This window comes from Bacteroides sp. MSB163 (assembly GCF_036416795.1).
In the GTDB taxonomy this organism is placed as follows: Bacteria; Bacteroidota; Bacteroidia; order Bacteroidales; family Bacteroidaceae; genus Bacteroides; species Bacteroides maternus.
Genome location: NZ_CP143867.1, coordinates 3347728 through 3365402 on the forward strand (window position 1 = coordinate 3347728; position 17675 = coordinate 3365402).

Here is a 17675-nt window from a genome sequence, read left to right on the forward strand (position 1 = left end):
TCGTGTTAAACTAATGATGAAGAATTTTCTTTTTGTCTATATCTGCCTGTTCGGTTTGGCATTACCGCTTTCGGCACAGAAACCGGATGCCCAAGATATATTGGACCGTACAGCCACTGCCTTCCGTCAGGCGGGAGGTATTCAAGCGGATTTTACGGTTCAGACGTATGCGAAAGGTGCTTTGCAGGGGAGTTCTGTAGGGACTATCCGTCTGAAAGGAGAAAAGTTCCTGTTGGATACTGATGGGGTGAAAACCTGGTTTGATGGTCGTACACAATGGAGCTATCTCACTAACAGTGACGAAGTGAACGTTTCCGAACCTACTCCTGAAGAGTTGCAAAGTATCAATCCTTATGCCCTGCTGTCTATTTACAAGCAAGGGTATCACATGAAATTGGGCAAGACTGATCTTTATGGAGGTAAACCTGCTTATGAGGTGATATTAACCGCTTCTGACAGAAAGAAGGATTTGCAGTGTGTTATTATTTATGTAACGAAAGACACCTTTCAGCCTTTATGTATCAGCATGACGCAAAAGGGTGGAAATAGCGTGGTTATCCGTATTACATCTTATAAAGCGGGAGAATCATACAACGATCATCTTTTCACTTTTGACAAGAAGGCGTATCCGACTGCCGAAGTGATTGATTTAAGATAAAGGTATATACCTTGCCATTTACAATCTGAAGATTGTGCTACGGATGGTAAACAAAAGTTTTTTTCAATCGTAAATTGTAAATTGTTAAATTGTAAATAGAATTATGGAAACAGAAAAAGTAAAATGTCTGATTATAGGTTCTGGTCCTGCCGGTTATACTGCTGCTATTTATGCAGGTCGTGCCAACCTTTCTCCGGTGCTTTATGAAGGATTACAGCCGGGTGGTCAGTTGACGACAACTACAGATGTGGAGAACTTTCCCGGTTATCCGGAAGGTGTCAGTGGCCAGCAATTGATGGATGATTTGCGCAAACAAGCAGAGCGTTTTGGTGCAGACCTGCGTTTTGGCATTGCAACCGCTTCCGACCTGAGTGCGGCTCCATACAAAGTAACGATTGACGAAGAGAAGGTGATTGAAACTGATACGTTGATAATTGCTACGGGTGCTACTGCCAAATATTTGGGATTGGATGATGAAAAGAAATATGCCGGTATGGGCGTCAGTGCTTGCGCTACTTGTGATGGTTTCTTCTATCGCAAGAAGGTGGTGGCAGTGGTCGGTGGTGGTGATACGGCTTGTGAAGAGGCTGTTTACCTGGCCGGACTGGCTAAGAAGGTTTATCTGATTGTGCGGAAGCCTTTCCTGCGTGCTTCCAAAATCATGCAGGAGCGTGTGATGAAGCATGAGAATATAGATGTGCTGTTTGAGCACAATGCCGTGGGCTTGTTCGGAGAGAATGGTGTGGAAGGTGTTCATCTGGTGAAACGTATGGGTGAATCGGATGAAGAACGCTACGACCTGGCTATTGATGGTTTCTTCCTGGCTATCGGTCATCAACCGAACTCAGATATCTTCAAACCCTATCTGGATACAGACGAGACAGGTTATATCATTACAGAAGGCGACAGTCCTCGTACGAAAGTGCCGGGTGTGTTTGCCGCCGGTGACATTGCCGATCCGCATTATCGTCAGGCTATTACGGCAGCTGGAAGCGGTTGTAAGGCAGCGCTTGAAGCGGAAAGATATCTTTCATCAAAATGCTTGATCTAAAATTGTAAGTAAAAGAGTATAAAAAGAAAACTCCGGATTGTGAATCATAATCCGGAGTTTTCTTTTTATTATTAATGTGAATTCGGAGTTGAATTTGCCTCATATTCGGAAAAGAAATGAGGTAAATGATTTTAGTCTATGTATTCAATCTCTTAGACGCAGATGACACGGATGACACGGATTTAAAGGCTGCGCTGTCACATCAATAAATAAAAAATCTGCGTCATCCGTGTCTAAAAAATAAATCATCACTTCATTCAAAACCAATTAGAAAGGAACTTCTTTCAACCCCTGATTCGCATTATTAATATACTTCTATTTCATCTACGTATAAGTCCGAAGGAATAATATCTCCTGGTGAATCTTTCCGGCAGTCAATGCCATTGCGCAATGTACCACCACTTTTTAAAGTCACTTTGATATAGCGTGCTTTGGTTGGCGTAAATTCCAGTACATCAGTGAACATCTTCCTGCCATGTTCAGGATATTCGCGGGTGTAGGAGGCCTGAGCTACTTCCTTGAATTCTTTGCCATCAGTGGACACCTCTACACAAGCTGCGCTTGCGGGTAGTACACGGAAAGCGGGATTATAGAGTGTACCGAATATCACTTTACTGATAGTGGTCGGTTTTTCCATATCGACGGAGAATACGAGTTCATTGTTATTCTTTTCATTCAGGTTGAAGGCTACCCATGGTGTGAAGGAAGCAATATTACCGCGTTTTCCATTGGTCAATCCCAATGTAGTGGTATCTGCGCCTAATATATCATTCTCTCCGAAGATGTCACCGCTCATCCAACCCCAATGAGGAGTGGTGGTGTATTGCTTTCCACTTATCTGGTTTGCATACAGTTTCTTGCCGTTCACTTTCCCCAGCATTTTACCGTTCTTGAAAGCTGCTGCCTGTAAATCGATGTAACCTTCCCAAATGAATGGCTGAGTGTAAAGTTCAGACTTTGCAGTCGGTGCACTTCCATCCGTGGTATATCTGATTTCAGCATCCGGATAGAATGTTTCCAACACGGCTTTCAATGTGCCGTCGTACACGTGCGTATTGATATTGACATCGAAGAAATTGCGGCATGCCTTTACGTTCATGGCGTCCATACGCTCAAAGTTTTCTACCATGCGGCTCCGGAAGCCGTTCCAGTTCTTCCGGTTGTTCTGTGTCCAGCCCGTCTCTGCCAAAGCCACGGCACGGGGGAATGCCTGATAGTCACGACGTTCATCACTTTGCATGTATTCGTTCCATATATTACCTTGCACACCGATGATATGTTTTTTCATCAGTTCGTCGGCGTCATCGGGAACAGGATTATAGCTATAGGTCTTTTTCAGTGTCTGATATCCGCCGATGGTAGTCGGTGCGGTTTCGGGTTCTTCCTGATATTGGTCCAGGTAAGCATACGGGCTGGGAGTCATAATTGCGTCGTGTCCCGCTTTGGCGGCAGTGATACCGCCTTCCACACCACGCCAGGACATCACTGTTGCATTGGGCGCGAGTCCGCCTTCCAGGATTTCATCCCAACCGATGATATTCCGTCCTTTGCTGTTGAGATATTTCTCCATGCGGGTGATGAAGTAGCTTTGTAGCTTTTCTTCCTTTGTATGTTTCTTACCGTCAATGGCATTCGGAGTGGTATCATCTTTCAGACCTAATTTCTTGATCAGTCCTTGGCAATGCGCACACTTCATCCATGCATCTTTGGGACATTCGTCACCACCGATGTGAATGTATGAACTGGGGAATAATTCCATCACTTCATCCAGTACACCTTCCAGGAATTGGAACGTTTCTTCTTTGGGGCAGAAGACTTCTTCGAATACTCCCCATGTACCGGTTACTTCATACGTCGTATCCGGTCTGCAAGATAGTTCCGGATAGGAGGCAAGGGCGGCAATAGCATGTCCCGGCATCTCTATTTCCGGGATTACGGTAATGTACTTGCTTGCTGCATAAGCCACTATATCTTTGATTTCTTCCTGCGTATAGTATCCTCCATGTTTTTTGCCGTCAAAGATTTGCGGCCAGTTGACATAATAGTAATCTATCAACGTTTCTTTCCGCTTCGAACCGACTTCCTGCAATTTCGGGTATTTCTTGATTTCTATCCTCCATCCCTGGTCATCTGTCAGGTGAAAGTGGAAGGTGTTCATCTTATGCATGGCAAGCATATCGATGAATTTATAAATGTAATCGGTCGTTGAGAAATGACGGCAGACATCCAGCATCAGGCCTCGGTAAGGAAAACGGGGAGCGTCTTCTATTTCAACAGCAGGCAGAGACCAGTTGGCACGTTTCACAGTTGCCTTTCCGTAAATGGCGGGTGGTAGCAGTTGGTACATGGTCTGTACTCCATAAAAGAAACCGTTGGGATGTGATGCCGAAAGGGTGATCTCATTCGGTGCGATGGAAAGCTTGTATCCTTCCTTGGGCATACCTTCTTCCGTAACGAAGCGTATGTCTGGCTGTTCCGGATTCTCCTGTGAACTGGCTTTCAGAGAAATACCGGAGGTCAACTGAATTTGCGCAATCAAGCTGTCCGCAATGGCTTGTACTTCGGGAGTGCAACCGGCTGTGACGACAGATACTTTATTGTTCAGTAAGAAATGTCCCTCTTGGGGAGTCATCTGATTAGGCATCGGGACGATGTTGTACTCGTTCACCACTTCTTTTTGATTTTGCTGACAGCCGGAAGAGGTACACAGCAGGCTTGCTAATAGCAAAGCACTTAATCCTTTTTTCATGATATAAATGTGTGTTAAGTTTATAAATCGGGCAAAACAGGGAAAAAGGGGGTGTAGCTGTCGTTAAGGGGGGAGACGCTACTATTCTTTATCCTATTTTACTTATCTTTTTCAGCTTTTCTTCGTCGATGATCTTTATTTTTCGTCCGTCGATAGTGATTAAACGTTCAGTAGAGAATTGTGATAGCGTACGAATGGCATTGGAGGTTGTCATATTCGACAAATTTGCCAGATCTTCCCGCGAAAGGTATATACTGAGAGTTGAGCCATCTTCTTCCAATCCATAACTTTCTTTGAGGAAGAGCAGTGATTCTGCCAATCTGCCACGAATATGTTTCTGCGTCAGATTAACAGTGCGCTCGTCAGCAACTCCCAGATCGAAGGATAGTTGTTTGATAAAGAACATGGCAAGATCATTGTTCTGTGTCACCAATGTAGTGATAGCACTCATCGGTATCAGGCAGATCAGAGAAGGTTCGAAAGCGGCAGCAGCAGTAACGTAGTCTTCTTTGGCGAAATAAGCACGGTAACCGAAATACTCGACAGGTTTAATCATGCGGATAATCTGGCTTCTGCCACCGACACCATCCTTATAAATCTTGACTTTTCCATTCAGAAGGCACATAAGGTATTTAGGGGTTTCACCTTCGCAATGAATGACTTCATTTTTCTTATAATTCTGGAGCGTAAAATGGTTAGCGAGAAATTCCCGCTGTTCTTCATTCAGAGGCTCCCACATATCGGCTATCAGCTCCGGAACATTCACGTCTGACAAATTCATTTTTACCATAACTGCTGCAAAACTGTGTTATACAGCACAAATGTAAAAAGAAAAAATTAAATATTGCACAAAAGACACGAAAAGATGCAGTCTGGGGGCAGGAAAATGATAATTTAGCGAAATGAAGAACTAAGAATGAAGAATGAAGAATTTGGCTGCGCTATGTAAGCATGCCGCAAGGTAATTCTTCATTTTTCATTCTTAGTTCTTCATTAAATTATTATTTCGTGAACAGCAATTCCCTATATTTCGGCAACGGCCAGATCTCGTCGTCAACCTCCATTTCGAGGTGATCGATGTGGTCACGTATCTTTTCCAGATAAGGACGGACGGTTTCTTCGTAGGCGAAAGCCTTGTCCTTGTAGCTATCCATGTGATTGGCAACTTTACGGGCTTCGGTCATTTCGCGCACCAGAACCTTGATGGACGTTACTCGTTTGGATATTTCACGTATCAGTTCCTTGCGGTCAGCGCTCAGTACTTCGTATTCTTCGGGAGAGAAGATTTCCTTGAGTCCACGTAAATTCTCTAACAGACGGTTTTGGTAACTGACTGCAATGGGGACAATGTGATTGATGGCCAGATCACCCAGTACACGGCTTTCTATTTGTACTTTCATCGTGTACTTTTCCAGTTCCACTTCCAGACGGCAGGCAAGCTCTGTTTCATTGAAGATGCGTTCACCTATCAGCACGGAACGAGACTGGTTATCCATATAATGCATCAGAGCTTCGGGTACGTGGCAGATGTTCGTCAATCCGCGACGGGCAGCTTCCTCTTTCCATTGGTCTGAATAGCCGTCACCTTCGAATCGGATAGCTTCGGAAGCAATAATGGTTTCTTTCAAAACACGGAAGATGGCTTCATCTTTACCGATTCCTTCTTCCATCAACTTGTCGATAGAGGCTTTGAATTCATTTAACTGGTTTGCCATAGCTGCATTTATGGCAATCATGGCAGCGGCACAGTTGGAAGAAGAGCCGGCGGCACGGAATTCAAAACGATTTCCGGTGAAAGCAAACGGAGAAGTACGGTTGCGGTCTGTCGTGTCGAGAAGGATTTCGGGAATACGTCCGATTCCTAATTTAAGGGTTGTCTTCTCTTCAGCCGTCATCTTGTCATCGCCTACCTGACGCACGATATCATCCAGAGTAGCCGATAATTGTCTGCCCAGGAATATAGACAGAATAGCGGGCGGTGCTTCATTGGCACCTAGACGGTGGCTGTTGCCGGCACTCATGATAGAGGCACGCAGCAAATTCTGATTTTTATAAACCATCATCAGTACATTCACCAGGAACGTCAGGAAAAGCATGTTGCCTTTAGGATTCTTGCCGGGTGCAAAAAGATTGATGCCGGTATCAGTGCAGAGTGACCAGTTGTTGTGTTTTCCCGAGCCGTTTACACCGCTGTATGGTTTTTCATGCAGCAATACGGCAAAGTTATGCTTACGGGCGATGCGTTTCATCAGGTCCATTACTAACTGGTTATGATCGTTGGCAAGGTTGGCATTCTCAAAGATGGGAGCCAGTTCAAACTGGTTGGGGGCAACCTCGTTATGGCGTGTTTTTGCCGGAATACCCAGTTTGTGACATTCTATTTCCAGTTCTTTCATAAAGGCTGTTACCCGTGGTGGAATAGAACCGAAATAGTGGTCTTCCAGCTGTTGGTCTTTGGCGGAAGAATGTCCCATTAGCGTGCGTCCGGTCAGGCAAAGGTCGGGGCGGGCGTTGTATAGGGCAGAGTCTACCAGGAAGTATTCCTGTTCCCAGCCTAAATTAGTAAACACGCGGGTTACATTTTTATCGAATAACTGGCATACTTCCGTGGCGGCTTTGTCTACGGCACCGAGTGCTTTCAGTAATGGAGTCTTGTAGTCCAGGGCTTCGCCGGTATATGAGATGAAGATTGTAGGGATACACAGAGTCGTATCTACCACGAAGGCGGGAGAGGAAACATCCCATGCTGTATATCCGCGTGCTTCAAATGTATTACGGATACCTCCGTTGGGGAAAGAAGACGCGTCCGGTTCCTGCTGAATGAGTAACTTGCCGGAGAAGCGTTCAATTACATTTGAATTTTCTCCGAATTCGATGAAGCCATCATGCTTTTCGGCTGTACCATCCGTCAGCGGCTGAAACCAGTGAGTGTAATGAGTAACGTTCAGGGATTTAGCCCAACTTTTCATGCCGTTTGCTATCAGGTCAGCTATCTCTCTACTGATGGGAGTTCCTTTTTCGATAGCATCTGTTACAGCTTTGTAAGCTTCTCTGGGTAGATATTCCTGCATTTTCTTACGGTCGAACACGTGGCTTCCGTAGTAATCGGATAATTTGTTCGAAGGGGTAGTAACTTCAAGAGGGCGCCGGTTGGCAAGCTCTTGCAAGGCGTAAAATCTCATTTTTGACATATTAATCCTTCTTTTGTTGGTTGTTGGGCGCAAAATTATATGTTTTTTCTGGAAGTACCCCTGTTTTTTAGGGGGTATTATTGAAAATAATGTGTTTTTTCTGCGGATACCCCCTAAAATATTCGGAGATGTTACAGAAAAAATTCTTTTAGGGAATTTTATCTCCGCTCTTTTCTATATTAAAGCTATGTCTGGGCTGTATCTGCTCCGTGTTATCTCCGTATCTATATGCTTAGACTTGCTACGGAGCTACTACGGAGATGATACGGAGCTGTTACGGAGATCGTACGGAGTTGTTACGGAGATCGTATGGACTTAATCTTGAATTAACTTTCATGAAGAATCTTTCGTCAGGTTTCTTAAAAAGAGAGGTATTTCGTCGTTTTACAACCTTTTTTTCTATATTTGTCCCTATATATTTGGAGGTATTATCGTTGAAACACGTCTTTTGTATAGGAACCTTGCTATGTCTTTTGCTTTCAGCTTGTCCGAAAGTGCAGGCAGCTTCTATCCCTGATCCTTACGATGCGAGATTGCTTTCCGCGGACTCTATTATGAAGAAAGTCATCTTCTTCGCCCCTTTTTATGAAAGTATTATCGACGACTATAGAGCCGATCTTTATATTAAGGGAAAAGTGAACCTTCGCAAGAAAAATCATATCTTACGCTTTATTCCTACCATGTTCCGTATCCGGAAAGGAGTGAGGGAGTATATGATGGAAACTTATAGTGACTTACATTTTACTGCTCCCGACATTTATGATCAGAAAGTAAAAGCCAGTGTCGGTACTTCTTCCGAGTTTTGGGAACTGGACGGCAGGTTGCCGGAGTATTTCCATGTTAATATCTACGCTTCCACCTTGTTATATGATAAGCTCCTTTCGCCTCTGGCTCCAAATGCGATGAAGTATTATTCTTATCATGTAGATTCAGTAATGGGTAAAGTGCATGATTTGCAATATAAAATTAGTTTCAAACCGAAAAGCAAAAGCTTTCAGTTGGTTAGCGGTCACATGGTGGTCAGTGAGAATGTCTGGAGTGTGCGTGAAATGCATTTTAGCGGACGTTCTGAAATGTTGCGTTTCAACAATATGATACGTATGGGAGATGTGGGTGAGCCGGATGAGTTTTTGCCTGTGCATTATGATGTGGATGCTACTTTCCGCTTTCTGGGTAATGTGGTCGATGCCAATTATATTGCTGCTCTCAATTATAAAACCATTCTTCAGAAAGACCCTTCACGGATGGATCGGAAAAGGTTGAAGAGCAAGTATGATCTGTCGGATTCCTACACATTGCGCAGTGATACGAATGCCTACAGGAAGGATAGTTCTTATTTCGAGAGTATACGTCCTATTCCGTTAACTGTACATGAACAGGACTTATATAAGGATTTCTTTTTGAGTCGTGATACTTCATATCGATATAAGAAACCCAAAAATAAGAATCTGGAATTTTGGGGACAGATAGGTGATGCGCTTATCAGCCGCTATACGGTAGATCTTTCGAAACTGGGAAGTGTGCGTTGTTCGCCGCTTATCAATCCGTTCTTGCTGAGTTATAGCGGGAAGAATGGTTTTTCTTACCGACAGGAATTTAAGTACAACCGTATTTTTACGGGCGACCGCCTGTTACGTATCGTTCCCAGATTGGGTTATAACTTCAAGTATAATGAGTTTTACTGGTCGGTAAAGTCTGACTTTGATTACTGGCCACGTAAGCGTGCGGCTCTTCACATCAATGTAGGTAACGGCCACCGCATTTATAGTAGTAGGATGCTGGATGAATTGAAAAATATTCCGAATAGTGTTTTCGATTTTGATCAGATACAACTGGACTACTTCAATGACTTATACTTGCAGGTGCGCCATAGTTGGGAAATTGTGAACGGTCTGTCGCTGGATGTCGGTTTCTCCATGCATAAGCGTACGGAGGCCAATCGTTCGATGTATGTATCCACGAGAGCGGCTTCGCGAAGTGTAGGCTCTTCTTCAGAAGTTTATCCTGATTGGACAGAGAAAATGCGTCATTCTTATAATAGTTTTGCTCCGCGTGTCCGTCTGACGTGGACGCCCGGTCAGTATTACTATATGAATGGGGATCGTAAAGTGAATTTACATTCCAAATATCCCAGTATTTCAGTGGACTGGGAGCGGGGTATCAATGGTGTTTTTAAGAGTACCGGTACCTATGAGCGTGTCGAAGTGGATATTCAGCACTCCATTCCTTTGGGATTGATGCGTGATTTTTATCTCCGCTTAGGATGGGGTGCTTTCACCAATCAAAAAGATATATACTTTGTGGATTTTGCCAACTTTACCCGCTCTAATCTTCCCGTGGGATGGAATGATGAAATTGGAGGTGTATTCCAGCTGCTTGACGGGCGGTGGTATAACTCCTCCCGTAAATATCTCCGTGGGCATTTGACGTATGAATCTCCCTTTCTGATGTTGCGTCATTTGGTGAAGTATACACAGCATGTGCTCAATGAGCGTCTTTATCTGAATGCTTTGGTTGTTCCGCATCTGAACCCTTATGTTGAGGTTGGTTATGGCATCGGTACCAATATTTTTGATTTCGGAGTCTTTGGCAGCTTTGCCAACTGGAAATTTAAGGAGATAGGTTGCAAATTCACTTTTGAGTTGTTCAACCGATAATCTTTAAGTTTTTCCTGTATTTCTGATATTAACTTCCTTTATAAATTACCCGGCTTTCGTGTTATTGTAGTTTAGAAAAATAGTGTTCTATGTTCTATAACATGCAATGACGTATTCGATGAAAGTATAGTGTTTTCTCTGATTATCAATTGTTTATTTGTTTTTGACGTATTGATAACGTATTCTGAATTTTGAATTGACGTATTTAAGAATGGGTACTTAGGGCTTCTTTTATTGCATTTTACTCTATGTTTGCAGTGTCCAATTGAGAACGAAACCGAGAATTGTTAATCTTAATTTAGTAGAACTTATGAAAAAGTTATTATCAGTTTTATTTTTACTGAGCTTTACCTTAGCTTCTGCTGTATATGCACAAGATATACAGATAAAAGGTACGGTGGTAAGTGGTGCGGACAATGAACCCTTACCTGGAGTAAATGTGGTGGTGAAAGGTAATGCCACTACGGGAACAATCACCGGTATAGACGGTGAATTTGCTTTGTCGGTTCCCTCCGACGCAATCCTTTCTATTTCTTATATAGGATTCAAATCACAGGAAGTTTCGGTTAGTGGCAAGCGTGAACTGAAAATTGTTCTGCAGGAAGATTCGGAGGCGTTGGACGAAGTGGTGGTTGTTGGCTATGGTGTTCAAAAGAAGAGCGTAGTGACTGCTTCTATTGCTAAAGTATCATCAGATGATTTAGCTTTCACGGCACCTGTTCGCGTGGATAATGCTTTGAAAGGATTGGCTGCCGGTGTAACGGTAACTTCATCCTCCGGTCAGCCGGGTGCTGCTGCACAGATTCGTGTACGTGGTATTGGTACAGTGAATAACTCAGATCCGCTTTATATTGTGGACGGTATGCCACTTGAAGGTGGGCTTGATTATTTGAACCCCAATGATATTGCTTCTATTGAAGTGCTAAAAGATGCTGCTTCAGGTGCTGTTTATGGTGCACGCGCCGCTAATGGTGTAGTCTTGGTTACAACTAAAACAGGTAAGGAAGGTAAGACAAAAGTAACTTATGATTTTTCTTATGGTTGGCAGAATCCTTGGAGAGAACGTGACGTACTGAATGCCACAGAATATGCAATCATGATGAATGAAGGCGCAATAAATTCTGGACAAGCTCCTAAATATAATGATCCTTATTCTTATGGTGTAGGTACTAATTGGCAAAAAGAAACATTTAACAATGGTGCTCCTGTCATGAATCACCAAGTGAGTGTAAGTGGTGCATCAGAGAAAGTTAATTATATGTTTTCTTTAGGATACTATGGGCAAGAAGGTATTGTAGGAGGTAATTATAACCGTTCTAATTATAATCGTCTCACTCTGCGCAGTAATACTCAATATACTATTTTTGACGAAAGTAAGAACCGTAATTGGTTGAATAGTCTGAAAATTACTTCGAATTTATCTTATGCACGTGTGAAGGCTAGATCAATAGAAGCGAATTCTTCTTATTATTCACCGTTAGGATCAGCTTTGGCTTTATCTCCAATTCTTACTCCTTATGCGGAGGGTGATGCTGCTGATGCTCAGCTTAAAAAATATGAAGGTGATTCAAATTATACCCCGGTTTATAGTCCAGATGGGCGACTTTATACGATTCCTGGCGGTGATTTTAATGAGATGATTAATCCTTTAGCTTCTTTGTCATTACCTGGTGCTCTCTCAAAAACTCATAAGTTTGTAGCTAACTTTTCTGCAGACTTGCAACTTTGGGATAATTTGAAGTTCAGAACTTCCTATGGAGTTGATATTCAATTTTATAGTAATGATGGATATACTAAGAAATACTATTTAGCATCTGGTCTTAATTCATCAAAGTCTAATGCCTATTCTGAGAAGACGGATGCAACTGTGTGGCAATTGGAAAATGTGTTGATGTATGATAAAACAATTGATAAACATTCATTTTCTATTGTTTTAGGTCAATCTGCTAAGAAAACTACTGGTTCATATTTGGGTGGTAATCGTGATAATATTATCAATCTGGATCGTCCTTATATTGATGCTTCCAATGGCTTGTCTGATGAAGGACAAATGAGAGTTTGGGGTGGTCCTAATGATGTGGCTACATTAGCTTCTATGTTTGCTCGTATTAGCTACAACTTTGATGAACGTTATATGTTGCAGGCTACTGTTCGTCGTGATGGTTCTTCCCGTTTTGGTGCCAATAATCATTATGCAACTTTCCCCTCTTTCTCTTTAGGATGGAACCTCACTAATGAAAAGTTTATGGAAAAGCGTCCGGAATGGTGGACGAATACCAAAATTCGCCTTTCTTGGGGTAAGAATGGTAATGAAAATATTGGTAATTTCAAATATACAACTCTAACTTCTACAGGCCATAATGTTATTTTTGGTCAAAGTGAAAGTACTTCATTAGGCGTGAAAGCGTCTGGCCTTGCCAATCCAGATTTGAAATGGGAGGAATCGGAACAACTTGATTTTGGGCTTGATTTTGGTTTCTTTAATAATGCACTGACGTTTACAGTCGATTATTATAAGAAAAAGACTAAAGGTATGTTGATGAAGATGAATATTCCTTCTTATGTGGGTGAAGAGAAACCATGGGGTAATGTTGGTACAATGGAAAATAGAGGTGTTGAAATGGAACTTGCCTATAAATTTAGTAAAGGCAATTGGAATTTTCGCCTAGCAGGTAATCTATCTTATCTAGAAAATGAATTAATTGAATATGGTAATGATACAGGATGGGATAATCTGGATAGCTTCCGCACAGCCGGTACTGTTAGCCGTGCACAAAATGGTAAGCCTTACCCTTATTTTTATGGATATAAGACTGCGGGTATTTTCCAGAATATGGATGAAGTGGCAGCTTATGTCAATAAAGATGGTGGAATGATCCAACCGAATGCTGTTCCCGGTGACGTGCGTTTTGTTGATATGAATGGTGATGGAAAAATAACAACTGATGATTGTACGGATATTGGTAAAGGTATGCCAGACTGGACTTATGGTCTGAATTTTAATGTTTCTTGGAAGAATTTTGATTTGAACATGATGTGGCAAGGAACCATTGGTAACGATGTATATGATGCAACCCGCCCTATTGATATTGCTAATGCTAACCTTCCTTCGTGGATGTTGAATCGTTGGACAGGTGAAGGAACTTCAGACAAGTATCCTCGTTTTGCATGGGGAGATAATACAAATTGGCTTTCTTCTGATCTTTACGTTTATGATGGTAGCTATTTGCGTTTGAAAAATATTCAGTTAGGTTATACACTGCCTAAAAATTGGACAAGAAAAGCTTTTGTTTCTTCATTGCGTGTCTATGTGGCAGCTGAAAATCTGTTGACCTTTACTAAATATCATGGTTACGATCCGGAAATCTCATCTGGTGGTACGTCGCTCGGCATTGATCGTGGTGTATATCCACAATCAAGAACTTGGACAGTAGGAGCTAATTTAACATTCTAATTATTGAATCTAAATACGATAAAGGTATGAAAAAAAATATATATATAACCGCAGGTTTGATATCTTCTGTTCTTTTGATGACAGGATGTACTGACTCTTTTTTGGAGGTTGAATCTAAGACTCAAGAAACTATTGATACATATTTTACGACTGATGAACATGTGCAGGAAGCGGTAGTAGCTGCTTATGCACCTTTACATTGGACGGACTGGGATGGTAATCAGTATTCTCCGGTTTTGCAGACGAGTGATATTATGGCTGATGATCTTTGGGTTGGAGCAGCTAGTAAAACAGACCAAGCGCATTTACATTTGAGTGCAAATTATGAAGCGGTGCCTACTAATTGTATACAAAATATTTGGAATACGGCTTATAAAGGTGTAAAACGTTGTAATGATGTGCTTACTTATATTGGTTGGGCTGGGGAAAATCTAACGAAGGAAAATGCAACCTATTATGAAGCTCAAGCCCGTGTACTCCGGGTGTTCTACTATACATGGTTATGGAAATTCTATGGGAATATTCCTTATTATGAGGCAAATTTGACTTCACCTTATTTGACTGAACAATTTCAGGCTGATGCGGTATATAATGCTATGGTTGTTGATTTGGAAGGCGCTATTGCTCTGAACGCATTACCAATGAGAGAAGAATCTAAAAATTATGGTCGCGTTACTTTAGCAATGGCTTACATGCTTTATGCGGAAATAGTAATGTATCAGAATGATGATTCTCGTTATACTACCGCTTTGAAATATATGACAGACATTATTAATAGTGGTAAATATGATTTGGTTGATGATTATGCAGGCATTTTCAGGGAATCTGGAGAATGGAGTACTGAATCTATTTTTGAGATAAACTATAAGGATGATCAAGCAACTCGTAATTACACTGATAATGTGTTTGTTGCTGGAGGAACTGTGTTACCCACGATGATGGGACCTGATGGCTGGGTTGATGGAACTGATGGACATAATAACGGTTGGGGGACTTTCCCGGTACGTACAGAAACTTATAATATGTATAGTGATGAGGATACTCGTCGTGATGGTACATGTTGGAATGCAGCAGCTGCCGGAACTTATAATTCCCGTTATCAAGATACAGGCTTTTTTCTTGAAAAATATACTGCTCATACTGGTGACAATGCCGATTGCAGCAATGACCCGCAAGTGAACTATAATAACAATTTTCGTATTTATCGCTTTTCTGAAACTTTGCTTAATGCAGCTGAACTTATAGCACGTAATGCTGGTTCGGGTGATGCTAAAGAATATTTGGATCGCGTGCGTAAACGTGCAGGATTAATTACCGAATTGGAACCTACAGTTGATAATATTATCGAAGAACGTCATTTGGAGTTTGTTGGTGAAGGTAAACGTTACTGGGATTTGGTTCGTACAGGTAAGGCTTCTACTGTGTTGGTTCCCGACGAATATGGTTATCGTACCAATACTTGGAGCATTAATAAAAAATACTTACCTATTCCACAAAGTGCTATTGATTCAGCACAAGGTTCGTTAACTCAAAACAATTATTAATCATTAAAAAGAAAAAGATTATGAAAAAAATATATAGTTATATCGGGGGCTTACTGCTGGTGTCAGTGCTTGCTTTTATGGCTTGCTCTCCGGAAGATTTTCCTTCTGTGTCTGAAGGAGGGATACCTATAGCTTCATCTTATGAAAATGCTGTTGAGATTCTTGTTGACCAAGAAACCAATCAGGTTACTTTCAATCTGAATAGTAAAGGCTGTATGCCTGTTTGGATTATAGATGGAAAAACTTATTCTACAGTAAACGGACTAAAGAAAATCTATATTAAGTCTGGTGATTATACGGTAGATGTAAGGATAGCTAATACGAATGGCATCAGTGATGGCACGTTTACAAAGACATTCCATGTTAATAATACGATTATTGATTTCACTAAATATATCACTTTCTTGAGTGGAGGGACATCTAAAGAGTGGATGGTAGCAAAAGATGAAGCAGGACACTTAGGCTGTGGTGAGACTGGGACTGATGGTTTGGGCTGGTATTCAGCTGCAGCTAATGAGAAGGTTGATATGGGACTTTATGATGATATTGTTACTTTTGATTCAGAAAAGAACTATACATATAATCCAGGTGAGGGTGGTACAGTGTTTGTGAATACGGGATGTTCTGCTTTTAGTGAATTTAATCCTAATGATGGTAAAGATTTTATGGCTACCGTTAGCGAGCAGAAAGCTACTTATGATTTTGATGTAGTGGGTAATGATCTATATATTACATTCCCTTCGCAAACGCTTTTCCCATACATTGCTAATGATGCCATTTATCAGGCTCCACGTTACAAAGTGCTTTCTATGGATACTAAGAAGATGGAACTAGTTTCTGATAATGGAGAAATAGCTTGGCACTATATCCTGACATGTGATAATACGAAAACATTTACAGGTTTCAAGTATAACCATGACTGTAATATGTGGAAGTCTGCAGTTGTAGCTGAACCTACATTCTATTATGCACCGGGATGGGCACAAATTGCTAATCCTGAATATACGCTGAATGGTAGTACTTATAAAGTAACCTTACCTGTTGCTACTACTGATAAATGGCAAGCTCAGATGGCTCTTGTATCTGACGTGACCACAAATTCTGCTACAACTTATGATTTTTCAGTAATACTCACTTCAAGTAAGAATCATGGAAACGTTACAATCAAATTGGTCGATAGCACAGATGACGGAAATTATTATTTTGAAGAGAGTCTGAAGTTGAAGGCTTATGAAGATTATGTCTTCTACCGGTCTGATATGCCTGGACTTGATATTGATAATGTAAAACTTGTCTTCGACTTTGGTGGCAATGAAACAGATACGGAGATGACTATTAAGAATATTGTAGTAAAAGAACATAGTTGTGACGATGGTACAGTACTTCCGACAGAAGAGCCGGAAGAACCGGAACCGGAGGTAACCTGGACTCCTGATGGCCCTGCTAATTTCTGGAATGGTGCTACAATCACGAATGAGTTCTATTATGCTCCTAATTGGAACCAGATTGCTGATCCTGATTTTGAGATAAATGGCAATATTTATAAGGTAACACTGCCAGAACTTACTACTGATCAGTGGCAGGCGCAGGTTAAATTCCTTACTGATATGCAGACTACTGTAGATAAGACTTATGATTTCCGTATTATTATGAATTCAACACAAAATATAAAGGGGGCAACTGTGAAGTTGGTACAACATGGTGATGATAATACATTTTATTTTGTTGAAAAGGTAGAATTGAAAGCCTATGAGGATGTAACTTTCCAGCAAATTAATATGACAGGTCTTGATATGTCAGCTGTAGATCTTGTGCTTGATTTTGGTGGTTGTCCTGCTAACACAGAGGTTACGGTAAGTGGCATTATATTGCAGGAACATAATGGTCCGGTAAAGATAAACTGGAATTATGATTCGGCTTGTAATATGTGGAAGAGTTCTAAATATACGAATGATTTTTATTATGCTCCTAATTGGAGTCCTATTGATAATCCTGGTTTTGAAGCCAATGGCAGTGCCTTCAATATAACATTGCCTACTGCTACAACTGATCAGTGGCAGGCACAGGTGAAGTTCTTGACGGATATGACTACGAATGCGTCCACATCGTATGATTTTCATTGTGTATTGAATTCCTCACAAAAGTTGAAAGCTACACTAAAGCTGGTGTTACATGGTGATGATAATACTTTCTATTTTGTTGAGAGAGTGGATTTGGCTGCTTATGAAGATTATACATTTGAGCAGACAGCTATGCCTGGCATTGATATGAATAATGTCGATTTTGTACTTGATTTTGGTAGCAATCCGGATAATACGGAAGTCACTGTTAGTAATATTATTTTAAAAGAATCCAGTTGTAACGAATAATA

Annotated in this window: 9 protein-coding genes; 6 read left to right on the forward strand and 3 right to left on the reverse strand. The window is 41.4% G+C overall.

All coding sequences use genetic code 11. From position 1 onward, the window contains the following. Positions 1-13 precede the first annotated feature (13 nt). Complete coding sequence (gene lolA1 / locus VYM24_RS12225) at positions 14-658, forward strand: outer membrane lipoprotein periplasmic chaperone LolA1 (RefSeq protein WP_291555403.1); 645 nt, start codon at positions 14-16, stop codon at positions 656-658. A 103-nt stretch (positions 659-761) separates the two neighbouring features. Continuing rightward, positions 762-1709, forward strand: coding sequence for a thioredoxin-disulfide reductase (gene trxB / locus VYM24_RS12230; RefSeq protein ID WP_007212825.1), 948 nt, complete (start codon positions 762-764; stop codon positions 1707-1709). Positions 1710-2013: 304 nt separating this feature from the next. On the opposite strand, the gene VYM24_RS12235 is transcribed toward trxB, so the two are convergent. The 3 genes from VYM24_RS12235 to VYM24_RS12245 form a co-directional block, all read right to left on the reverse strand. Beyond that, positions 2014-4458 carry a glycoside hydrolase family 20 protein gene (locus VYM24_RS12235; protein ID WP_330940146.1) on the reverse strand — a complete coding sequence of 815 codons (2445 nt, stop codon included), beginning with the start codon at positions 4456-4458 and terminating at the stop codon, positions 2014-2016. A gap of 88 nt (positions 4459-4546) precedes the next feature. Next, positions 4547-5248, reverse strand: a complete 702-nt coding sequence (locus VYM24_RS12240; protein WP_007212829.1) for a Crp/Fnr family transcriptional regulator — start codon at positions 5246-5248, stop codon at positions 4547-4549. A gap of 211 nt (positions 5249-5459) precedes the next feature. Next, positions 5460-7649 carry a glutamine synthetase III family protein gene (locus VYM24_RS12245; protein ID WP_217716374.1) on the reverse strand — a complete coding sequence of 730 codons (2190 nt, stop codon included), beginning with the start codon at positions 7647-7649 and terminating at the stop codon, positions 5460-5462. Between the two features lie 554 nt (positions 7650-8203). On the opposite strand from VYM24_RS12245, the gene VYM24_RS12250 reads away from it, so the two are divergent. The 4 genes from VYM24_RS12250 (at position 8204) to VYM24_RS12265 (ending at position 17673) form a co-directional block, all read left to right on the forward strand. Continuing rightward, on the forward strand, positions 8204-10306 hold the full coding sequence (locus VYM24_RS12250) for a DUF5686 family protein (protein WP_330942246.1): 2103 nt from the start codon (positions 8204-8206) through the stop codon (positions 10304-10306). Between the two features lie 310 nt (positions 10307-10616). Then, on the forward strand, positions 10617-13760 hold the full coding sequence (locus VYM24_RS12255) for a SusC/RagA family TonB-linked outer membrane protein (protein WP_291554600.1): 3144 nt from the start codon (positions 10617-10619) through the stop codon (positions 13758-13760). Between the two features lie 26 nt (positions 13761-13786). Beyond that, positions 13787-15304 (forward strand): RagB/SusD family nutrient uptake outer membrane protein, encoded by a 1518-nt coding sequence (locus VYM24_RS12260; protein ID WP_330940147.1) that lies wholly within the window; start codon positions 13787-13789, stop codon positions 15302-15304. A 20-nt stretch (positions 15305-15324) separates the two neighbouring features. Further along, positions 15325-17673: a hypothetical protein gene (locus tag VYM24_RS12265; RefSeq protein WP_291554604.1), complete on the forward strand. Its 2349-nt coding sequence runs from the start codon at positions 15325-15327 to the stop codon at positions 17671-17673. Positions 17674-17675: the final 2 nt, after the last annotated feature.

Coding starts and splice junctions, on each gene's coding strand:
- lolA1 (WP_291555403.1), top strand. CDS start 14: ATGATGAAGAATTTTCTTTTTGTCTATATCTGCCTGTTCGGTTTGGCA.
- trxB (WP_007212825.1), top strand. CDS start 762: ATGGAAACAGAAAAAGTAAAATGTCTGATTATAGGTTCTGGTCCTGCC.
- VYM24_RS12235 (WP_330940146.1), bottom strand. CDS start 4,458: ATGAAAAAAGGATTAAGTGCTTTGCTATTAGCAAGCCTGCTGTGTACC.
- VYM24_RS12240 (WP_007212829.1), bottom strand. CDS start 5,248: ATGGTAAAAATGAATTTGTCAGACGTGAATGTTCCGGAGCTGATAGCC.
- VYM24_RS12245 (WP_217716374.1), bottom strand. CDS start 7,649: ATGTCAAAAATGAGATTTTACGCCTTGCAAGAGCTTGCCAACCGGCGC.
- VYM24_RS12250 (WP_330942246.1), top strand. CDS start 8,204: ATGAAGAAAGTCATCTTCTTCGCCCCTTTTTATGAAAGTATTATCGAC.
- VYM24_RS12255 (WP_291554600.1), top strand. CDS start 10,617: ATGAAAAAGTTATTATCAGTTTTATTTTTACTGAGCTTTACCTTAGCT.
- VYM24_RS12260 (WP_330940147.1), top strand. CDS start 13,787: ATGAAAAAAAATATATATATAACCGCAGGTTTGATATCTTCTGTTCTT.
- VYM24_RS12265 (WP_291554604.1), top strand. CDS start 15,325: ATGAAAAAAATATATAGTTATATCGGGGGCTTACTGCTGGTGTCAGTG.